The sequence below is a fragment of the Pseudomonas sp. DTU12.1 genome, from assembly GCF_009873475.1.
In the GTDB taxonomy this organism is placed as follows: Bacteria; Pseudomonadota; Gammaproteobacteria; order Pseudomonadales; family Pseudomonadaceae; genus Aquipseudomonas; species Aquipseudomonas proteolytica.
The window spans coordinates 2,320,001-2,338,842 of record NZ_CP045254.1 but is presented as its reverse complement, the minus strand read 5'-3'; the positions used below and the strand labels follow the sequence as shown (position 1 = coordinate 2,338,842).

Below are 18,842 nucleotides of genomic sequence, written 5' to 3'. Positions count from 1 at the left end.
CCTACAAAGGGTTGTTCCGAAAGCGTCAATCTTCCAGGGGTTGCGGCGCGTGCTTGCCAGGCTTGGCTTTGGCGCCAGGCTTGCCCGCAGCCGGTGCGGCAGGTTCTGGTTCGGCGGGTGCGGCGGCTTCTTTTTCGGCCATTGGCATTTTGTCGACTGCGGCAAAAAATTCTGCAAGGTCAAGGGTATCGGGGGGTACGGTCTTTTCGACTTTCTTCTCGCCGTCCTTGCCCACCAGGATCACTTTGGTACCGGCGCTTGCGCCAAGCTTGAGGGCACGGATCAGCGCGTTGGTGTCCTGGGCGCCGAGGTCCTTGCCGTCGCGCTGGCCGACGGTGCCGATGCTCGTGTAGTTCACGGTGTAGAGCACCATGTTGCGCTCGGCGAACTTCTGTTTGTTCTCAGGCTGTTCAAGATCTTTCTTGAGTTGGACCTGAGTCGGGTCGATAGAGCTGGGTGCAATCACGATCAGCGGGCGAAATTTGCCTTGATCCTGTTCCAGCGGGCCTCGGTTATCCGCAGCCAACAACGGCCCCGTAAACGCCATCAAGGTAGCCAGGGTCAGCGACCGGACGAGCATGCGTACCTCCTTCCAATTCCATGCAGAGTTTTTGAGTTTCATGTCTGCGACAGTCAATTTCAAGGATGATTCCTACGCGACTATCAGAAAGAGTAGGCTAGGACGCCCGCGACGCAAGGGTTTGAGGCCCATCGGGCCTCATTGTTTCTTCTGATTGCCAGGGCTCACTGCGCGGGCCAATCCGGCCAGTGCCAGGCAAAGACCGGAGCCACCTGCGGATCGCCATCCACCCGCGCCAGAGCCTGGGCGCACGCGGGGTGGGAATGCTGCAGGACGTCCCGCACGCCCTCCCAACGGGACACGGCGGCCGCCATGATGCCCAGGGCATTGGGCAACCCCTGCGGGGTAAAAAGTTGCCCGGCAAACTGCTCGGCAAATACCTGCCAGGTTCGATGCAGTTTCTGTTGCGTGCCCGCAATCAGTTGCGCCTGCACCGTCTCGTCGGCGTCGTCGAGAAAGCGTTGTGGGTAGTCAATGATGGTGATCGCCGAGTAGCAGTTGGCGGCGATGTACACCAGGCCGCGAATGATCTGGGCGCGGTTACCAGATAGCAGTCCGCTGGCCGGATACTCGAGGCCCAGATGGATCAGGATCGCCGCGCTTTCCGTCAGCACGCTGGCGTCGGGCAGTTGCAGGGTGGGGATTTGTCGCAGCGGGTTGATCTGCCCGAGAGCCTCCATCCCCGCCGTGTCGCCCCAGGGGCTGGCATCGACCTGTTGCCAGGGCACGCCGCAACGTTGCAGGGCGATTTCAACGATGCATGAGCCTGAGCTTTGCGTGCCGTAGAGCGTGTACATGGGGCGTTCCTCCGACCGGTTCAGCGTCCAGAGTGAAACGCTTTCCCGCCGTTAAAACAAGCCCATCTGACCACCGACCAAGGTGCTGAAATCGTCATCGACAAACGGCAGGATCGCATCGGCCACCGGCTGCAATTGCCGGGTGACGTAGTGGTCGTAGTCGATCGGCGCCTGGCGCACCTCCAGGGGTTCGGGGCCGTTGACGGTGATCACATAGCGGATCCAGCCACCGTTCTGGTATTGCCGTGGACGACCCTGGCGGTCGTTGTACTCATCCGCCAGGCGCGCGGCGCGCACATGGGGCGGCACGTTGCGCTCGTAGTCGCCCAGTTGCCGGCGCAGGCGCTTGCGGTAGATCAGCAGTTCATCGAGTTCGCCGTCGAGGGTGCGGCGCACGTAGTCACGCACGTAATCCTGGTGGGGCTGGCGATGGAAGATGCGCTGATACAGCTCCTGCTGGAATTGGCGGGCCAGGGGCGACCAGTCGCTGCGCACGGTTTCCAGGCCTTTGTAGATCATTTCTTCACTGCCATCGGCCCGGGTCACCAGGCCCGCATAACGCTTCTTGCTGCCCTCCTCCGCACCCCGAATGGTCGGCATCAGGAAGCGGCTGAAGTGGGTTTCGTATTGCAGTTCCAGGGCGCTTTGCAGACCGAATTCGCTCTGCAGGCGTTCGCGCCACCATTGGTTGACGTGCTGCACCAGGCCCTGGCCGATGCGTGTGGCCTCCTCCTGGGAGTGGGCACTACCCAGCCAGACGAAGGTGGAGTCGGTGTCGCCATAGATCACTTCATAGCCCTGGGCTTCGACCAGTTCGCGGGTCTGGCGCATGATCTGGTGGCCGCGCAGGGTGATGGACGAGGCCAGTCGTGTGTCGAAGAACCGGCAACCGCTGGAACCCAGCACGCCGTAGAAGGCATTCATGATGATTTTCAGGGCCTGGGACAGCGGCGCGTTATGCTCGCGCTTGGCCACCTCGCGGCCTTCGGAGACCCGCGCCACAATCGACGGCAGGCAATGCCGGGTGCGGGAAAAACGGGCGCCGCGAAAGCCTTCCACCGACTCGCTGTCGTCGGGATGGCGCAGGCCTTCGATGAGGCCCACGGGGTCGATCAGGAAGCTGCGGATAATCGACGGGTAGAGACTTTTGTAGTCCAGCACCAGCACCGACTCGTACAGGCCGGGCCGCGAGTCCATGACAAAACCACCGGGGCTGGCCTGGGGCGGTTTGTCCCCCAGGTTCGGCGCGACAAAGCCCTGGCGATGCATCAGCGGCATATACAGATGGGTAAACGCCGCCACCGAACCGCCATTGCGATCCGCCGGCAAGCCGGTGACGCTGGCCCGCTCCAGCAGGAACTTGAGCAGTTCGGTCTTTTCGAAAATCCGCGTCACCAGCTCGCAGTCCTTGAGGTTGTAGCGCGCCAGCGCGGGCTTGTCCTCGGCGAACATGCGGTTGATCTCGTCCATGCGCTGGTAGGGCGTGGAGATCGACTTGCCTTCGCCGAGCAGGGTCTGGGCGACGTTTTCCAGGCTAAAGGATTCAAAGGTCCAGGTGGCCGAACGCAGGGCTTCGATGCCATCGATGATCAGTCGCCCGGCAGCAGCGGCGAAGTAATGGTTACGGCTGCCATGTTCGCGCCAGGCCATGGCCTCGCCGCCACGGCCGAGCAGCAATGGCACGTTGAGGCGCTTGGCATGCTCATGGAGGACCCGCAGATCGAACTGCACCAGGTTCCAGCCAATGATTGCGTCGGGGTCGTGTTGTGCCAGCCATTGGTTCAGGCGCTCCAGCAGTTGGGCGCGGCTGTCGCAGTATTCGAGCTGGAAATCCACCGCGTCGGTTTTATTCGGCGGGCCGAGCATATACACCTGGCGTTCACCACAACCTTCCAGGGCGATGGAGTACAGCTCGCCGCGCGCGGTGGTTTCGATATCCAGAGAGACCAGCTTCAACGCCGGACGGTAGTCCGGCGCCGGCTTCATCTGCGCCTCCAGCAGCGTCCCGCCCTCGCCCGGTGTGCCGTCAAACGCCACGGGCGCGGTGATAAAGCGTTCCATCATGTAGCGCTCAGGCGGGCGTACATCGCCTTCGTAGACATCCACGCCGGCCTGGCGCAGGCGTTTTTCCAGGTCCATGGCCTGGCGATGCTGGCGGGTATAGAGGCCCAGGACCGAGCGGTGATGGAAGTCACACAACTGCAGCGGGCGCAGATCCACATCGCGCTCACCCTTGAGCACGCGTTGCGCGTGCTCACGATGGGCCACGGGAATAAACATCACCGAAGGCTGCACCGGTAGACGGATATACCGCGGCCCCTGGTCGGTGGCCAGCCAGAAGCTGACCTGCGTGCCCGCCGGGGTGTCGTGCCAATGCCGGGTCAGGACAAAACCCTGCTGTAAATCCACCTTGCCGCACCTCAGGAATCGCTTTCAGGGCGCGATTCTACTCGGCATCCGCCGTAAGGCCTTAATAGAAATTTTCTGGCCTTCAGAAAAGTCGGACAGCACAAAACAGTTTGTAAAACACCATTTAGCACTTATTATCATTTGCACCGGAGTCGTATTCGCGCAATGAGGAAGCGCAACGCCATTGCCCCCTTCCTCACACTGACGGTTCACCGTCCGGATCGACCATGCCCACCTGTGCCCGACTTGCCGTGCCGTTTCGCCCGACCCTGCTCGCCCTGTGCTGCTCCCTGAGCTTTGCCTCCCACAGCGCCCCCCAACCAACCCCGCAGGATGCGAGCAACGGCCAGGCCCTGGAACTGGGGGCAACCAGCATCAGCGCCGAATCAATCATCCCCGGCGCCCTGCCCCCGGTGTACGCCGGCGGCCAAGTGGCGCGCGGCGGGCAATTGGGGGTACTGGGCAACCAGGACATCATGGACGTGCCATTCAGCATGGCCTCCTACACCGAAAAACTGATTCGCGACCAGCAGGCCGAGACCGTGGGCGATGTACTGCTCAACGACTCATCCGTGCGCCAGGCGTCGGGTTACGCCAACCAGTCGCAACTGTTCGTGATTCGTGGCCTGCCACTGAATGGCGATGATATTTCCTACAACGGCCTCTACGGCATCCTACCCCGGCAGATCATGTCCACCGACGCTCTGGAGCGGGTGGAAGTGTTCAAGGGCCCGAACGCCTTTATCAACGGGGTAACGCCCTCCGGCTCGGGTATCGGCGGCGGCGTAAACCTGCAACCCAAGCGCGCCGGCGATGAACCGCTGCGCCGCTTCAGCACCGATATCAGCAGCGAAGGCCGGATTGGCCAGCACTTGGATATCGGCCAGCGCTTTGGCGAAGACAATCGTTTTGGCGCACGGGTGAACCTGTCCCAGCGTGAAGGCGATACCGGCACCGACAATGAAAACCAGCGCTCCAAGCTGTTTGCCGCGGGCCTCGATTACCAGGGTGATGCACTGCGTCTGTCGGGGGATTTCGCGTATCAGAAGCAGCGCGTCAATGGCGGGCGCAACTCGGTGTTCCTGGGGACAGCCGTGACCCAGGTACCCGACGCACCGTCGGCCGACACCAACTATGCACCGCGCTGGAGTGCGACCAATATTGAAGACACCCTGGGCATGCTGCGCGCCGAATATGACCTGAACGACAACTGGACCGCCTACGCGGCGGGCGGGGTCAAGCACACTCGGGAGATGGGCCAGTACTCATCGGTGACCATCAACGACAACCTGGGCAACGCCCAGACCAGCGCTTCGACCATCGCCCACGAAGAAGACAACAGCAGCGCCATGGCCGGCCTGAACGGCAACTTCCAGACCGGCCCGGTGAGCCATCGCCTGAACTTCGGCCTGGCGGGGATCTGGACCGAGGCACGTAACGCCTATGTGTTCGACAGCGCCAAGACCCCCACCAATATCTACCAGCCGGTGACCGGCGCCGAACCGCGCCTGAACAGCCCACGCAATACCCCTGGCACCGACTTCAGCGACCCGACCATCACCGCCAAGACCTTCGTGCGCAGCGCGGCGGTCTCCAACACCTTTGGTTTTGTCGATGATCGCCTGCTGGTCACGCTCGGCCTGCGCCGCCAGCAAATGGTGGTGCAGGGCTACAACTACATGAGCGCCAGCCGCACCGCCAACTACGATCAGTCGATTACCACGCCGGTGTACGGCATTGTGTTCAAGCCTTGGGAGCATGTGTCGCTGTATGCCAATCGGATTGAAGGATTGGCCAAGGGGCCGACCGCACCAGAGAAACTAGGTGTTCGCACGGTGACCAACGCTGGTCTGGTGTACGCCCCGGCACGCTCCAAGCAGGTCGAGGCCGGGGTCAAGGTCGACATGGGCACCTACGGCGCAACGCTGGGGGTGTATCGCATCGAGCAGCCCGGCGCCGGCTACAGCGAGATCATCGACGCCACCACCGCGCGTTTCGTGCGTGAAGGCGAACAAATCAACAAGGGCGTGGAACTCAACGTATTCGGCGAACCGCTGGCCGGCCTGCGCCTGCTGGGCGGTGTGACAGTCATGAAAACCGAGCTAAAGGGCACACAGAACGGCGCCAACGACGGCAACCGCGCGATTGGCGTGCCGTCGTTCCAGCTCAATGCGGGGGTGGATTGGGATGTGCCAGGCCTGCAAGGCGTGACCCTCAGCGGGCGCATGCTGCGCACCGGCGGGCAGTATGTCGATGCCGCCAACAAGCTCAGCCTGCCGGCCTGGAACCGCTTTGACCTGGGTGCACGCTACAACTTCAAGATGGACCAGCGCGACGTCACCCTGGGACTTACCGTGGACAACGTGGCCAATACCAAATACTGGGAATCGGCGATGGGCGGCTATCTGACCCAAGGCGATCCGCGGGTGGCCAAGCTGTCGGCAAGCATTGAATTCTGAGCCCCACCTTACAGACTGAAATCCCGGATCCAGCGCTAAGCTCCTGTGGGAGCTGTCTCGCCCTGCGAGGCTGCGATAGCGGCGGCACAGGTACCAGAAATATCGCCTGCGCCACCGCTATCGCAGCCTCGCTAACGCTCGACAGCTCCCACATTTTGGTCTGTATCAGGCCGAAAACAGCATTCACAAAGTATGTTGAGTTGGCAGGCTATTGGACAGCCCGGCCCCAACTGCGTAGTTTTCACAGACCGCGCACAAGGACTCTGGCATGGCCCCCGACCTCACCTCCATCGAGCTGTTCCTCAAGACGGTCAAGCTGGGCAATCTGTCCCGGGCTGCCGAGCAGTCGCACCTCTCGCTGTCGGCGGCCAGCCGGCGTCTGTCGTTGCTCGAACAGCATTTCAAGGTCGCCCTGTTGCACCGCTCCTCGACCGGCGTCTCACCGACGGCGGCCGGGGAAGTGCTGGTGGAGCATGGGTTGTCGATCTTGCGGGCGGTCGACGTAATGCATGCCGACCTCGCCGACTACGCCAAGGGCGCCACTGGCCGCGTGTGCCTGTATGCCAACAGCTCGGCGATGAGCCAGCAACTGCCCAGCCAATTGACCCAATGGAACGCCCTGCATCCTGGTATCCGCCTGGATATCCGCGAGGAACGCAGCCGCGAAATCCTGCAAGCGGTGCGTGATGGCGTGGCCGATGTGGGGATCGTCACCACTCAGCCCAGCGGCGAGGAACTGCGCTTTGTCCCTTACTGCCAGGACCGCCTGTGCCTGTTGGTACCCGATGATCATCCGTTCAAGATGCGCCATGCGCGCTTTGAGGATTTGTTGGGCTACGACTTTGTCGGCCTGGAAGATAACGCCGCCATCACCACGCTGATCACCGAAGCCGCTGCGGCGATTGGCATGCCCCTGCGCCTGCGGGTCCAGGTACGCAGCTTTGAAGCCGTGTGCCGGCTGATTGCCGCCGGCCAAGGGGTTGGCGTGCTGCCCCAGGGCGCCGTGCAGATCTTTCGCAAGGAAATGGCCTTGCGCTTTATCGAAATCGACGACCCCTGGGCCGACCGCCAGATGTACCTGTGCATGCGCCAGCAACAGCCCTCTCCTACAAGCCTGGCATTATTCGACTACCTCGGTGCCTGTAATCGCGCATAACCGCCGGCCTTCGAATTTTGCGAAGGCCACTTCCACAATCAGCAATTCCCCCACCGTTGCACCTGTGCCAAGAATGTCCCCGCCTCACTGACAACAACAAAAACAGGAGACACGGCGTGTCCAATTCCACGACCAGCCCCCCCCATCGTATTGCCGTGATTCCCGGCGACGGTATCGGCCGCGAGGTGGTGCCCGAAGGCCTGCGTGTACTGGAGGCCGTCAGCCGGCGTTTCGGGATTGCCTTTGAGTTCGATCACTTTGCCTGGTGCAGCGAACACTACCTGGCCCACGGCAGCATGATGCCGGACGACTGGGCCGAGCAGATCGGCAGCCATGACGCGATCTTCTTCGGTGCCGTGGGCGCACCGGACATCATCGCCGACCACACGGCAGTGTGGGAGTCGCTGCTGAAGATCCGCCGCCAGTTCGACCAGTACGTCAACATCCGCCCGGTACGCCTGATGCCTGGCGTGCCCTGCCCGCTCGCCGGCCGTGTGCCGGGGGATATCGACTTTATCGTGGTGCGGGAAAACACCGAGGGCGAATACTCCAGCGTCGGCGGGCGGATGTGGGAAGGCACGCCGCGCGAGATCGCGGTGCAAGAGTCGATCTTCTCCCGCGAAGGCGTGGACCGCGTGGTGGACTATGCCTTCAAACTGGCTCAGCAGCGACCGCGCAAGAACCTGGTGGCCGCCACCAAATCCAACGGTATTTCCATCACCATGCCGTTCTGGGACGAGCGGGTGAACCTGATCGCCCAGCGCTACCCGGACGTCAAGACCGCTAAATTCCATATCGATATTCTGTGTGCACACTTCGTGCAGCACCCGGACTGGTTTGACGTGGTGGTGGCCTCCAACCTGTTTGGCGACATCCTCTCCGACCTCGGCCCGGCCTGTACCGGCACCATCGGTATTGCCCCATCGGCCAACCTCAACCCCGAGCGACGCTACCCGTCGCTGTTCGAGCCGGTGCATGGTTCGGCACCGGATATTGCCGGGCTGGGCGTGGCCAACCCCATCGGCCAGATCTGGTCGGCTGCGTTGATGATCGAGCATCTGGGCAATGGCAACCCGCTCTACCAACAGGCCGCAGCCGCCATTGTCTCGGCCATCGAGACGGTACTTGCCGAGGGTCCACGCACCCGGGAAATGGGCGGCAGTGCCAGTACGATTGAAGTGGGCGTGGCCATCGCCGAATGCATCGCCGGGAACAGGAGCTGAACATGATCAATGCACACTACATCGCCAACCAATGGCAGGCCTCGACCTCACTTGAAGATATCCCGGTGATCGACCCCAGCAGCGGCGAAACCTACTCCAGCATCGCCCGGGGTACCGCCGCCGATATCGACGCCGCCGTCAGCGCCGCGCGCCTGGCCGTGGGCGAGACCTTTGATGGCCCATGGGGCAGATTGTCGGCCCTGGAGCGCAGCCGCCTGCTGGCCAGGCTCGGCGTGGCCGTATTGGAACACCACGAAGAGCTGGCGCAGATCGAAGCACGGGACACCGGCAAGGCGCTGAAAGTCGCACGGGCCGATGCCACTGCCCTCGCCCGTTATTTTGAATATTACGCCGGCGCGGCCGACAAGTTGCACGGCGAAACCCTGCCCTATCAGAACGGTTACACGGTGCTCACCGTGCGCGAGCCCCATGGAGTGAGCGGGCATATCATCCCGTGGAACTACCCGATGCAGATCTTCGGCCGCAGCGTCGGCGCCTCCCTGGCAGCGGGCAATGCCTGCGTGGTCAAGCCGGCCGAGGATGCCAGCCTGTCGCTGCTGCGCCTGGCGCAGATTGCCGCCGAAGTGGGCTTTCCGGCCGGTGCGATCAATGTGGTGACCGGCTACGGCTATGAAGCCGGCGCTGCGTTGTGCGCTCATCCTGGAATCGATCACATCTCGTTTACCGGCTCCACAGTCACCGGCACGGCGGTGTCGAAAGCGGCCGCTGAGCGGCATTGCCCGGTGACCCTGGAACTGGGCGGCAAATCACCGCAACTGGTGTTCGCCGATGCGGACCTGGATGAAGCCTTGCCGGTGCTGGTCAATGCCATTGTGCAGAACTGTGGGCAGACCTGTTCGGCGGGCAGCCGGCTGCTGGTAGAGCGCAGTATTTATGAAACGCTGCTGGAGAAGCTCAGCCAGCGCTTCCGCCAATTGCGCACCGGGCCTTCGGCGCTGGACCTGGATATGGGGCCGCTGATCAACCAGAAGCAGCAACGCCTGGTGCGCGAGTTCGTCCGCGAAGCCGAGCAGGCCGGCATCACCGTTGCCGCGCGCGGCCAGGTGGTGGCGGAAGCCGGCAGTGGCGGTTACTTCCAGGAAGCGGTGCTGTTTCGTGACGTGCCGCCCGACAGCCGCCTGGCCCAGGAGGAAGTCTTCGGTCCGGTACTGGCCGTGATGCCCTTCGACGACGAAGCCGAGGCCATCCGCCTGGCCAACGGCACCGATTTCGGCCTGGTCGCCGGCGTTTGGACCCGCGACGGCGCCCGGCAAATGCGCCTGGCGCGCAAGCTGCGCTGCGGCCAGGTTTTCATCAATAACTACGGGGCCGGCGGCGGGGTTGAACTGCCCTTCGGCGGCGTCAAGGCCAGCGGTTATGGCCGGGAAAAAGGCTTCGAGGCCCTGCTGGGCTTTACCACCTTGAAGACCATTGCGATCAAACACGGCTAAGCCATTACAACAACAAGAAAGGAGAACACTCCATGCGTCTCGCAAACAAAGTAGCCATCGTCACTGGCGCCGGCTCCGGCTTTGGTGAAGGCATCGCCAAGACCTTCGCCCAACAGGGTGCGCGGGTTATCGTCGCCGACATGAACGCCACCGGCGGCCAGCGGGTAGTCAATGAGATCGCGGCCAGCGGCGGCCATGCGCACTTCGTCGAGGTCAACGTGGCCAACGACGAAAGCGTGGGCGCCCTGTTGCGGGCGACCCTGGAGCAATTCGGCGGGCTGGATATCGTCATCAACAACGCCGGCACCACCCACCGCAACCGACCGATGCTGGAAGTGGACGAGGCCGAGTTCGACCGGGTGTTCGCGGTCAACGTCAAAAGTATCTTCCTCAGCGCCAAGCATTTTGTGCCGCACTTTCGCGGCCAGGGCGGCGGCGTGTTCGTCAACATTGCCTCGACTGCGGCGATCCGCCCGCGCCCGGGGCTGGTCTGGTATAACGGCAGCAAGGGTGCGGTGGTGGTCATGAGCAAGACCATGGCAGCGGAACTGGGCCCGGACAATATCCGCGTCAACTGCGTGAACCCGGTGGTCGGCGCCACGGCGCTGCTCAGTGAGTTCATGGGTGTGCCGGACACCCCGGAAAACCGCCAGAAGTTCATGGCGACTATCCCCCTGGGACGTTTTTCCACCCCGCAAGACGTGGCCAATGCCTGCCTGTACCTGGCCTCGGACGAAGCGGCTTTTATCACCGGCACTTGCCTTGAAGTCGATGGTGGGCGCTGCGTGTAACTCAACGACCATAGGGATCGGAGTCGATATGTGTGACTTACATAACAAGAACGAACCGAGCACCAAGCAATTACTCGATGGCCTGCCAAAGAACTGGGGTAAATGGGGAGCGGACGATGAGGTCGGCGCCCTCAATTACCTGACCGAAGCCGAAGTACTGCGCGGCGTGGCCTCGGTGCGCCAAGGCAAGACCTTCACGTTGCAAGTGCAGATCGGCCATCCGGGCGGCGACCCGATGTGGCCGGCACGCAACCCGTCGATGCGCTTCAATACCCTGGATCACAGCCACTATCACTTCGGCAAGCAACCCGAAATGACCGGCGGCGCAGCGTATTGCGACGATGTGATCTTCATGCAGTTGCAAGGCTCGACCCAGTACGACGCCCTCGGGCATGCCTGGTACGACAATCAACTGTGGAACGGCTACGACGCCATGAGCACCGTCGGCGGCATGGCCAAGGCCAGTGTGCTGGCGATTGCCGAACGTGGCGTGGTCGGGCGCGCGGTGCTGATCGACATGGCCCGCCATCGCGGCAAGAAATACCTGGGCCGTGGCGAAACCTTCAATCACCTGGACTTGCTGGCGGCCGCCAAGGCCCAGGGCGTGACCATCGAAAAACGCGACATCCTGATCATCCGTACCGGCTCCATGGGCGCGTTCTACGAGTATGGCAAGACTGAGTTCTTCAAGGACCTGGTGGAGCCTGGCCTGACCTACAGCCGGGAGTTGGTGGAGTGGTTCCATGCCATGGAAATCCCCAACCTGGTGACCGACACCATCGCCAATGAGGTGATCACCGATCCGGTGTCGGGGGTGCAGATTCCATTGCATTGCGCGCTGATGCGCAACCTCGGCATCGCCTTTACCGAGATCGTGCTGCTGGAGGATCTGGCCGCCGATTGTGCCGACGACGGCCAGTGGAAGTTCCTCTACACCGCCGCACCGTTGAAGATTGTCGGTGGCAGCGGCGCGCCGGTGAACCCGGTGGTGATCAAGTAGCTCACCAGTCGTAGGACACGGCCAGGGACGCAGTGCGCTCCTGGCCGTAATAGCAACCAAAGGCGTAGTTGCAGGACGAGACATACTCGCGATCAAACAGGTTCTGCACGTTGAGGCTGGCTTCGGCGCCCTTGAATGCGGGGCCCAGGCGGCTCAGGTCGTAGCTGACCGTAGCGTCGTAAACCACGAACGACGGGGTCTTGAAGGTGTTGGACGAGTCGCCGTATTTCTTCCCGGTGTAACGCGCACCGCCACCTGCGGTCAGGCCGGCCAAGGCATCACTGGAAAAATGGTAGTCGGCCCAGACGCTGCCGCTCCACGGGGCTTGCGCCTCGCTGCGGTTGCCCTCATCGCCGTAGTTGCTCTTGGTATAGATCGCGTCCAGGTACGTCAGCGCGCTGATCAACTCCACCTGGCCGAACCGTGCCTTGCCTTCGAATTCGACGCCGCGTGAGCGCACTTCACCTTCCTGCAACTGGTATTCGCGATAGACCAGATCGCCGGTCAGGACGTTTTTCTGTTTGATCTGGAACACCGACAAGGTCAGCAATGACTGGTCGTTGGGCTGGTACTTGACCCCCGCTTCATATTGCTCGCCTTCCACCGGTTTGTAGGCGCCGCCACCGCGTTCCGGGGCCAAGCGGCCGACGCTTGGCAGGAACGACTCGGCATAGCTGACGTAGGGCGCCAGGCCGAAGTCGGTGAGGTAAGTCAGGCCCACGCGACGCGTGAGTTTTTTGTCTTTCTGCGACACCGTGCTGCGGTCCAGCAGGTCGCGGTTGATCACTTCGGCCCAGTCTTCACGCAGGCCCATGGTGAGGATGAAGCGATCAAACCTGATCTGGTCCTGGGCATACAGGCCGGTCTGCTTGACCGTGTTGTTCCACTTGGTGGTCAGTTGCGGCTGGCCAAAGGTGTGGTAGTTGGACGGTTTGTAGAGGTCGATGATTTCCGCGCCATAAAGGTTGTAACCCTGGTATTTACGGGTGAACTCGCGGTGATCGAAGCCCACCAGCAAGGTGTGTTCCAGGGCACCGGTGGCGAACTTGGCCTGCAGGTTGTTATCGAGGGTGTAGGCGCTGTTGTGTTGGCGCCAGTCCAGTTTGGTGCGGCTGGCGCGGGTATCGTCGGTGCTGCCGTCGGGCAGTTCGGCGAAGCGGTTGAGGTAGAAGCCTTTATAGCGATCGTTGACGTCGGTAAACCGTGCGGTCTGGCGATATTCCAGGTTGTCGTTGAAGGCGTGGGAGAAGTCATAGCCCAGCACATATTGATCGCGGATGTAGTTGTTCCAATCGGAATCGCCGAGGAAGGTGTCGCGGTCGATGCGCTGGCCCTTGGAGTTGCGATAGAGCGTGCCGATGGCGGGTAGTGCCTGGTAATCGGCCAGGGATTTGTCGCGCTGGATCTGCGCGTAGAGGGTCAGGGCGGTGTCTTCGGTCGGCGCCCAGGTCAGGCTGGGGGCCAGCAAGGTACGGCTGTCGGTGGCGTGGTCGACCATCTCGTTGCCGTCGCGGGCCAGGCCGATCAGGCGGTAGCTCAGGGTTTTCGCGTCATCGATAGGGCCGCTGAAATCCAGGGCGCCGTTGACCCGGTCGTAGCTGCCCACGCCGAACTTGACCTGGTGTCGCGCTTCGGTGGTGGGACGCTTGGACACCAGGTTGATCATCCCGCCCGGTTGGTTCTGCCCGAACAGCACCGACGCCGGCCCCTTGAGTACCTCAATACGTTCCAGGGTGTAGGGGTCGATTTGTGGCGCACCGCCGAGGCTGCCGGCGTAAGGCAGGTAGGCACCATCGAGGTACAGCAACGTGGGAGAAAAGCCACGGCTGCCCAACTCATCGGCGATGGTATTACGGTCGGTGTAGCCGTTGGTGTCCATGCCCGGGGTATAGCGCAGGGATTGGGTCAGGTTGCGCGCGCCCTGGACCTTGACCTGGTCGGCGGTGACCACGTTGACGGTCTGCGGGATTTCCAGGATCGGTGTATCGGTCTTGGTGGCCGTGGCGCTGCGGGTCGCGACATAGCCATCGACGGGGCCCCAGGCATTTTCTGCGACTTGGCCAGTGACCATGGTGGCGCCAAGATTGAGCGCGCCCTCAGGCAGCAGATACAGGCTCCATGTGCCGTTTTCGGTGACGGTCAAGCCCAGGCCGCTGCCGGCCAGCAAGTGTTGCGCGGCCTGCTCCGGGCTGTATTGGCCCTGCAATGCGGGTGCGCGACGTCCTTGCAGCAAGGCCGGGGTGACCGACAGCGTGCGCCCGCTTTCCCGGGACAGCCGGCTCAGGCTATCGCCGAGGGCTGCAGCGGGCAGATTGAAATATTGCTGGGCGCTGGCGGCGGTGTCGGCCAGGGCCACAGCGGGCTGGCCAATCACAGCCAGGGTTACGGCCAGGGTCAACAGGCAGGGACGGATCATCAAGGGTGCCATAGGGTGAGGATGCTCATTGTCAGGTTGGCGTTCCCTAACCTTGACTCGCGAGATCAGCGATCCCCTCACGCTGATTGAAAATAATTCCCATCGGCCACTCAGCGCACATCAATCAGGGTCAACCAAGGACCGTAGTGACTGATGCGCAGGGGGAAGGTCTGGGCCAGCGACTCCAGGGTTTGCGCCGGATCATCCAGCGGGTACACGCCATAGACGCGTACTTTTGCGGCCTGCTCGCTGACCCGCAGCACACCGCGGCGATACGGGCGCAGGGCGTCGATCAGCAGGCCCAGGGGTTCATCACGGATGTCGACGCGGCCATCGCGCCAATCTGCCCGGCTGCGCACCGAGAGCGGTACTGGACGCACATCGCTGTCGCTGAACCACGCCGCCTCCCCCGCTTCTACACGGCGCTGGCTGCCGCCGAGCGTGGTGACACGCACGCTATGCAGTTGCACCGAGGTCAAGCTGCCGGCGGCCTCCTGGCGCACCATGAATTGTGTTCCCAGGGCCTGGACTTCTCCCTGGGCGGTAGCGATGACAAACGGTCGGCGCGGGTCGGCGGCGACATCGACGAACACTTGGCCCTCGCGCAGACGTACCAGGCGGCGGCTGTCGCTGAACTGTATATCCACCGAACTACGGGCGTTGAGACTCAGGCGACTGCCATCGGCCAAGGCGAAGGTCTTCCGCTCGCCGGTGGCTGTGTGGCGGTCGGCCCACAGACCTGTGAGTGGCTGGTCGCGGTCAAAGATCGCCGCGCCACTGACGCCGAACAACACCAGTGCCAAGCCACCACGCAGCACCTTGCGCCGCGACTCCGAATCCGGGGCTGCCAGGGCTTGGGTCACGGCACGTAACTGACCGGGGCTGCGGGCTTCGACGCGCTGCAAGTCGGCAATCGGCTGCTGCAGCAAACTGCCGACCCGCTGCCAGGCAATGGCATGCTGGGGGTTGGCCCGCAACCACATTTCGAAGGCTTGACGCACAGAGGGATCATCAGCGGCCGCCTCCAGGCGCAGCAACCAATCCACGGCAGCGCGGGTGGTGGCGTCAACCTTGGACTGGCTCATGTCAGGTCCGCCGACTCGGCCAGACAGTGCAGGAAAGCCCGCCGCAGATCGCGCTCCACTGTGGCCAGCGACACGTCCAGTTGCTGGGCGATAGCCGGTTGCGACAAGCCCTCGAGACGGTTGAGCATAAAGATCTGCCGGACACGGGGCGGCAGGCCATTGAGCAGGCGGTCGATACTTTCGAGCGCCTCGCGTACCAGGGCCAGATCTTCTTCCGACGGTGTATAGGCGTCCGGCAGTTGCGCCAGGCTGTCAAGGTAAGTCTGCTCCAGGCGCTTGCGGCGCCAGAAACTGAATAACAGCCGGCGGGCCACGGTACTGAGAAACGCACGGGGCTCATCGAGTTGGTTGAGCTGGCGCGCATCCAGAATGCGGATAAACGTATCTTGGGTCAGGTCCGCTGCATCCTGCGGGCACTTGAGCTGACGATACAACCACGCGCGTAGCCAGCGATGGTTGTCGTCATAGAGCGTTGCCAGAAGAGCCTTGGGATCGGTAGGAGTAGACACGCGGGCAGCCACAGACGTTAATGATAATTCATCTCATTATCTGCGCAGGCTGTGGCTAAATGCAATCGCTTATCTACCGGGCGGTCCCGCTCTCTGGGTGGAGTAAAACCTTCTTTCAGACGCGCGGATCACCCGAAGCCTTGGCGGGCGCCGCGTACTGCGGCTTAAGGTGGCCCTGCTGATCAAGCAGCCAGGCATCCATGATCTGGCGGACCACAGGGCCGGCCACGCGGCCGCCCGCCTCGCCGTTTTCGATCATCACTGAAATCACGATCCTGGGATGCTCCGCCGGAGCGAAGCCGACAAACAGTGCGTTATCGCGGTTGCGCTCGCGAGTCTTCAGACGGTTGTAGCGCTCACCCTGTTTGATCGCCACCACCTGTGCGGTCCCGCTCTTGCCGGCGATCCGGTACTGCGCGCCGGCGGCCGATGCACGGGCGATCCCGCGCGGATCGTGCATCACCATTTGCATGCCGTGGTTGACCTGGTCCCAGTCGCGGGGGTTCTTAAGCACGACATTGGGCATGGGGTGTTCATCCACGGGCGCTACACCGTCAATGGTCTTGGCCAGATGCGGGCGATTCCACACACCCTTGTTGGCGATCAGCGCGGTGGCCTGGGCCAGTTGCAATGGCGTGACCTGCATATAGCCCTGGCCGATGCCAAGGATCACGGTTTCGCCCGGGAACCACGGCTGGCGGCGCGTCGCACGCTTCCAGGCCTGGGACGGCATCAGGCCGGCCGACTCTTCGAACATATCCAGGGAGACTTTCTGGCCGAGGCCGAATTCGGCCATATAGTCGTGTAGGCGATCGATCCCCAGTTTGTGGGCCAGGTCATAGAAGTAGGTGTCGTTGGAACGCATGATGGCAGCGTCCATATCTACCCAGCCATCGCCGCTGTGGTTCCAGTTGCGGTATTTGTGATCAAAGTCGGGCAGTTGGTAGTAACCGGGGTCAAAGACCCGTGTCTGTGCGGTGACGACACCACTGTCGAGACCGGCGATGGCCACTTCCGGCTTGATCGTCGAGCCTGGCGCATACAGCCCGCGCAGCACCCGGTTGAATAAGGGGCGGTCAATGGAATCATGCAGAGCGGCATATTCCTTGAAACTGATGCCGGTGACGAACGAGTTGGGGTCAAAACTGGGCTTGCTGACCATTGCCAGGACTTCGCCGGTTTGTGGATCCAGGGCAACCACTGAACCGCGACGGTCGCCCAGGGCTTCTTCGGCGGCTTCCTGGAGCTTGATATCCAGGCTCAGGACAATGTTTTTACCGGGAATCGGGTCGGTATGTTTGAGCACCCGCAGCACTCGGCCCTGGGCATTGGTCTCGACTTCCTCATAACCCACATGGCCGTGCAATTGCGCCTCATAGAAACGCTCGATTCCGGTTTTACCGATAGATTGCGTGCCACGGTACTCGACCGAATCCAGTTCTTTTGACTCTTTTTCGTTGATACGGCCCACGTAGCCAATGGAGTGCGCGAAGTGTGCGCCCAACGGGTAGTGACGCACGAACTGTGGCTCCACATCCACGCCTGGCAGGCGGAATTCGTTGACCGCCAATATGGCGATCTGTTCTTCAGTCAATTCATAGAACAACGTTACGGGCACGAACGGGTGACGCGCCTGTTTCAAGGCCTTGTCAAAAACTGCGCGGTCTTCGGGCGGCAGATGCAGGAGAGTGATGATCGAATCCAGTTCGCCTTTGAGATCGGTAGCCCGCTCGCGGGTGATGGTCAGGTTGTAACTGGGGCGGTTATCGGCCAGGACCACGCCGTTGCGGTCGTAGATCAGGCCGCGGGCCGGGGTGATGGGCAAGACATGGACACGATTGTTTTCGGAAATGGTGGAGTGATAGTCGAACTCGACCACTTGCAGGAAATACATGCGGGCGACCAAGGCACAGGTGATGCCAAGCACCAGTATTGCGCAGGCCAACAGGCGTTTATTGACCAGGCGATGTTCTTTCTCGTGGTCTTTGATCGGTATGGCTTCGGGCATTTCTACAGCATCTCGTTGAGCAGGGACAATGCCGCTTCCTGCGGTGCAAAGATCAGTCCTTGGAACAGGTGCTGCACCATACCAAAAATGCCGAAACACTTTGTATTGAATTACCCGAACGGCAGTTCAAGTGGGTACCAACAGCGTCAAGAGCACCCTTTGCTTTTCTACCGCCCAAAACAAAACCCCAACTGCTTTCGCAATTGGGGTTTCGGAATTTAATCTTGACGATGACCTACTCTCACATGGGGAAACCCCACACTACCATCGGCGATGCATCGTTTCACTACTGAGTTCGGGATGGGATCAGGTGGTTCCAATGCTCTATGGTCGTCAAGAAATTCGGGTACTGAGTCGTGGCCAGTTGGCCTCGCTTCAGCAAATTGGGTATGTAATAGAAGTCGGTGTTTTGCAAGATCGAACTTTCGGTTCGTTTCGTCTTCACACACCGCAATCTGGCCTTTCGACGCAAATTGCTTGGGTGTTATATGGTCAAGCCTCACGGGCAATTAGTATTGGTTAGCTCAACGCCTCACAGCGCTTACACACCCAACCTATCAACGTCGTAGTCTTCGACGGCCCTTCAGGGAACTCAAGGTTCCAGTGAGATCTCATCTTGAGGCTAGTTTCCCGCTTAGATGCTTTCAGCGGTTATCTATTCCGAACATAGCTACCCGGCAATGCCACTGGCGTGACAACCGGAACACCAGAGGTTCGTCCACTCCGGTCCTCTCGTACTAGGAGCAGCCCCTCTCAAATCTCAAACGTCCACGGCAGATAGGGACCGAACTGTCTCACGACGTTCTAAACCCAGCTCGCGTACCACTTTAAATGGCGAACAGCCATACCCTTGGGACCGGCTTCAGCCCCAGGATGTGATGAGCCGACATCGAGGTGCCAAACACCGCCGTCGATATGAACTCTTGGGCGGTATCAGCCTGTTATCCCCGGAGTACCT

At 61.6% G+C, this 18,842-nt stretch carries 13 protein-coding genes and 2 rRNA genes (1 of these 15 cut by a window edge); 6 read left to right on the top strand and 9 right to left on the bottom strand.

Annotated elements, in window-relative coordinates:
• Positions 1-25: 25 nt before the first annotated feature.
• The 3 genes from GDV60_RS10450 to GDV60_RS10440 all read right to left on the bottom strand — a co-directional run bounded on the left by GDV60_RS10450 (position 26) and on the right by GDV60_RS10440 (position 3,786).
• The gene (locus tag GDV60_RS10450; protein ID WP_104912034.1) at positions 26-580 is read right to left on the bottom strand and encodes a DUF4174 domain-containing protein; all 555 of its coding nucleotides are present in this window, start codon (positions 578-580) and stop codon (positions 26-28) included.
• A gap of 164 nt (positions 581-744) precedes the next feature.
• Positions 745-1,377 carry a glutathione S-transferase N-terminal domain-containing protein gene (locus GDV60_RS10445; protein WP_133715646.1) on the bottom strand — a complete coding sequence of 211 codons (633 nt, stop codon included), beginning with the start codon at positions 1,375-1,377 and terminating at the stop codon, positions 745-747.
• Positions 1,378-1,428: 51 nt separating this feature from the next.
• The gene (locus GDV60_RS10440) at positions 1,429-3,786 is read right to left on the bottom strand and encodes a DNA polymerase II (protein ID WP_159907061.1); all 2,358 of its coding nucleotides are present in this window, start codon (positions 3,784-3,786) and stop codon (positions 1,429-1,431) included.
• Between the two features lie 227 nt (positions 3,787-4,013).
• Between GDV60_RS10440 and GDV60_RS10435 the strand changes: the two genes are divergently transcribed.
• From GDV60_RS10435 to GDV60_RS10410, 6 genes are all read left to right on the top strand, one after another.
• Positions 4,014-6,245: a TonB-dependent siderophore receptor gene (locus GDV60_RS10435; protein WP_159907059.1), complete on the top strand. Its 2,232-nt coding sequence runs from the start codon at positions 4,014-4,016 to the stop codon at positions 6,243-6,245.
• A 268-nt stretch (positions 6,246-6,513) separates the two neighbouring features.
• Positions 6,514-7,401 carry a LysR family transcriptional regulator gene (locus GDV60_RS10430; protein WP_133715649.1) on the top strand — a complete coding sequence of 296 codons (888 nt, stop codon included), beginning with the start codon at positions 6,514-6,516 and terminating at the stop codon, positions 7,399-7,401.
• A gap of 116 nt (positions 7,402-7,517) precedes the next feature.
• A complete protein-coding gene (locus GDV60_RS10425; RefSeq protein WP_159907057.1) occupies positions 7,518-8,624 on the top strand; it encodes a tartrate dehydrogenase in 1,107 nt (368 codons plus the stop codon).
• 2 nt (positions 8,625-8,626) lie between these two features.
• Positions 8,627-10,075 carry an aldehyde dehydrogenase family protein gene (locus GDV60_RS10420; protein WP_159907055.1) on the top strand — a complete coding sequence of 483 codons (1,449 nt, stop codon included), beginning with the start codon at positions 8,627-8,629 and terminating at the stop codon, positions 10,073-10,075.
• 32 nt (positions 10,076-10,107) lie between these two features.
• Entirely contained in the window at positions 10,108-10,866 is a 759-nt protein-coding gene (locus GDV60_RS10415; protein ID WP_159907053.1) for an SDR family oxidoreductase, read from the top strand.
• Between the two features lie 28 nt (positions 10,867-10,894).
• On the top strand, positions 10,895-11,866 hold the full coding sequence (locus GDV60_RS10410; protein ID WP_159907051.1) for a cyclase family protein: 972 nt from the start codon (positions 10,895-10,897) through the stop codon (positions 11,864-11,866).
• 1 nt (position 11,867) lies between these two features.
• On the opposite strand, the gene GDV60_RS10405 is transcribed toward GDV60_RS10410, so the two are convergent.
• The 6 genes from GDV60_RS10405 to GDV60_RS10380 form a co-directional block, all read right to left on the bottom strand.
• Positions 11,868-14,282, bottom strand: a complete 2,415-nt coding sequence (locus GDV60_RS10405) for a TonB-dependent siderophore receptor (RefSeq protein ID WP_256679367.1) — start codon at positions 14,280-14,282, stop codon at positions 11,868-11,870.
• Positions 14,283-14,392: 110 nt separating this feature from the next.
• Entirely contained in the window at positions 14,393-15,367 is a 975-nt protein-coding gene (locus GDV60_RS10400) for a FecR domain-containing protein (RefSeq protein WP_159907047.1), read from the bottom strand.
• Positions 15,364-15,876 (bottom strand): sigma-70 family RNA polymerase sigma factor, encoded by a 513-nt coding sequence (locus tag GDV60_RS10395; protein WP_029293247.1) that lies wholly within the window; start codon positions 15,874-15,876, stop codon positions 15,364-15,366. Before GDV60_RS10395 ends, GDV60_RS10400 begins: the two co-directional genes overlap by 4 nt.
• A gap of 115 nt (positions 15,877-15,991) precedes the next feature.
• Positions 15,992-17,884 carry a penicillin-binding protein 2 gene (mrdA, locus tag GDV60_RS10390; protein WP_104912023.1) on the bottom strand — a complete coding sequence of 631 codons (1,893 nt, stop codon included), beginning with the start codon at positions 17,882-17,884 and terminating at the stop codon, positions 15,992-15,994.
• 222 nt (positions 17,885-18,106) lie between these two features.
• A 5S ribosomal RNA gene (gene rrf, locus GDV60_RS10385) occupies positions 18,107-18,222 on the bottom strand.
• A 150-nt stretch (positions 18,223-18,372) separates the two neighbouring features.
• A 23S ribosomal RNA gene (locus GDV60_RS10380) occupies positions 18,373-18,842 on the bottom strand (it continues 2,424 nt past the right edge of the window).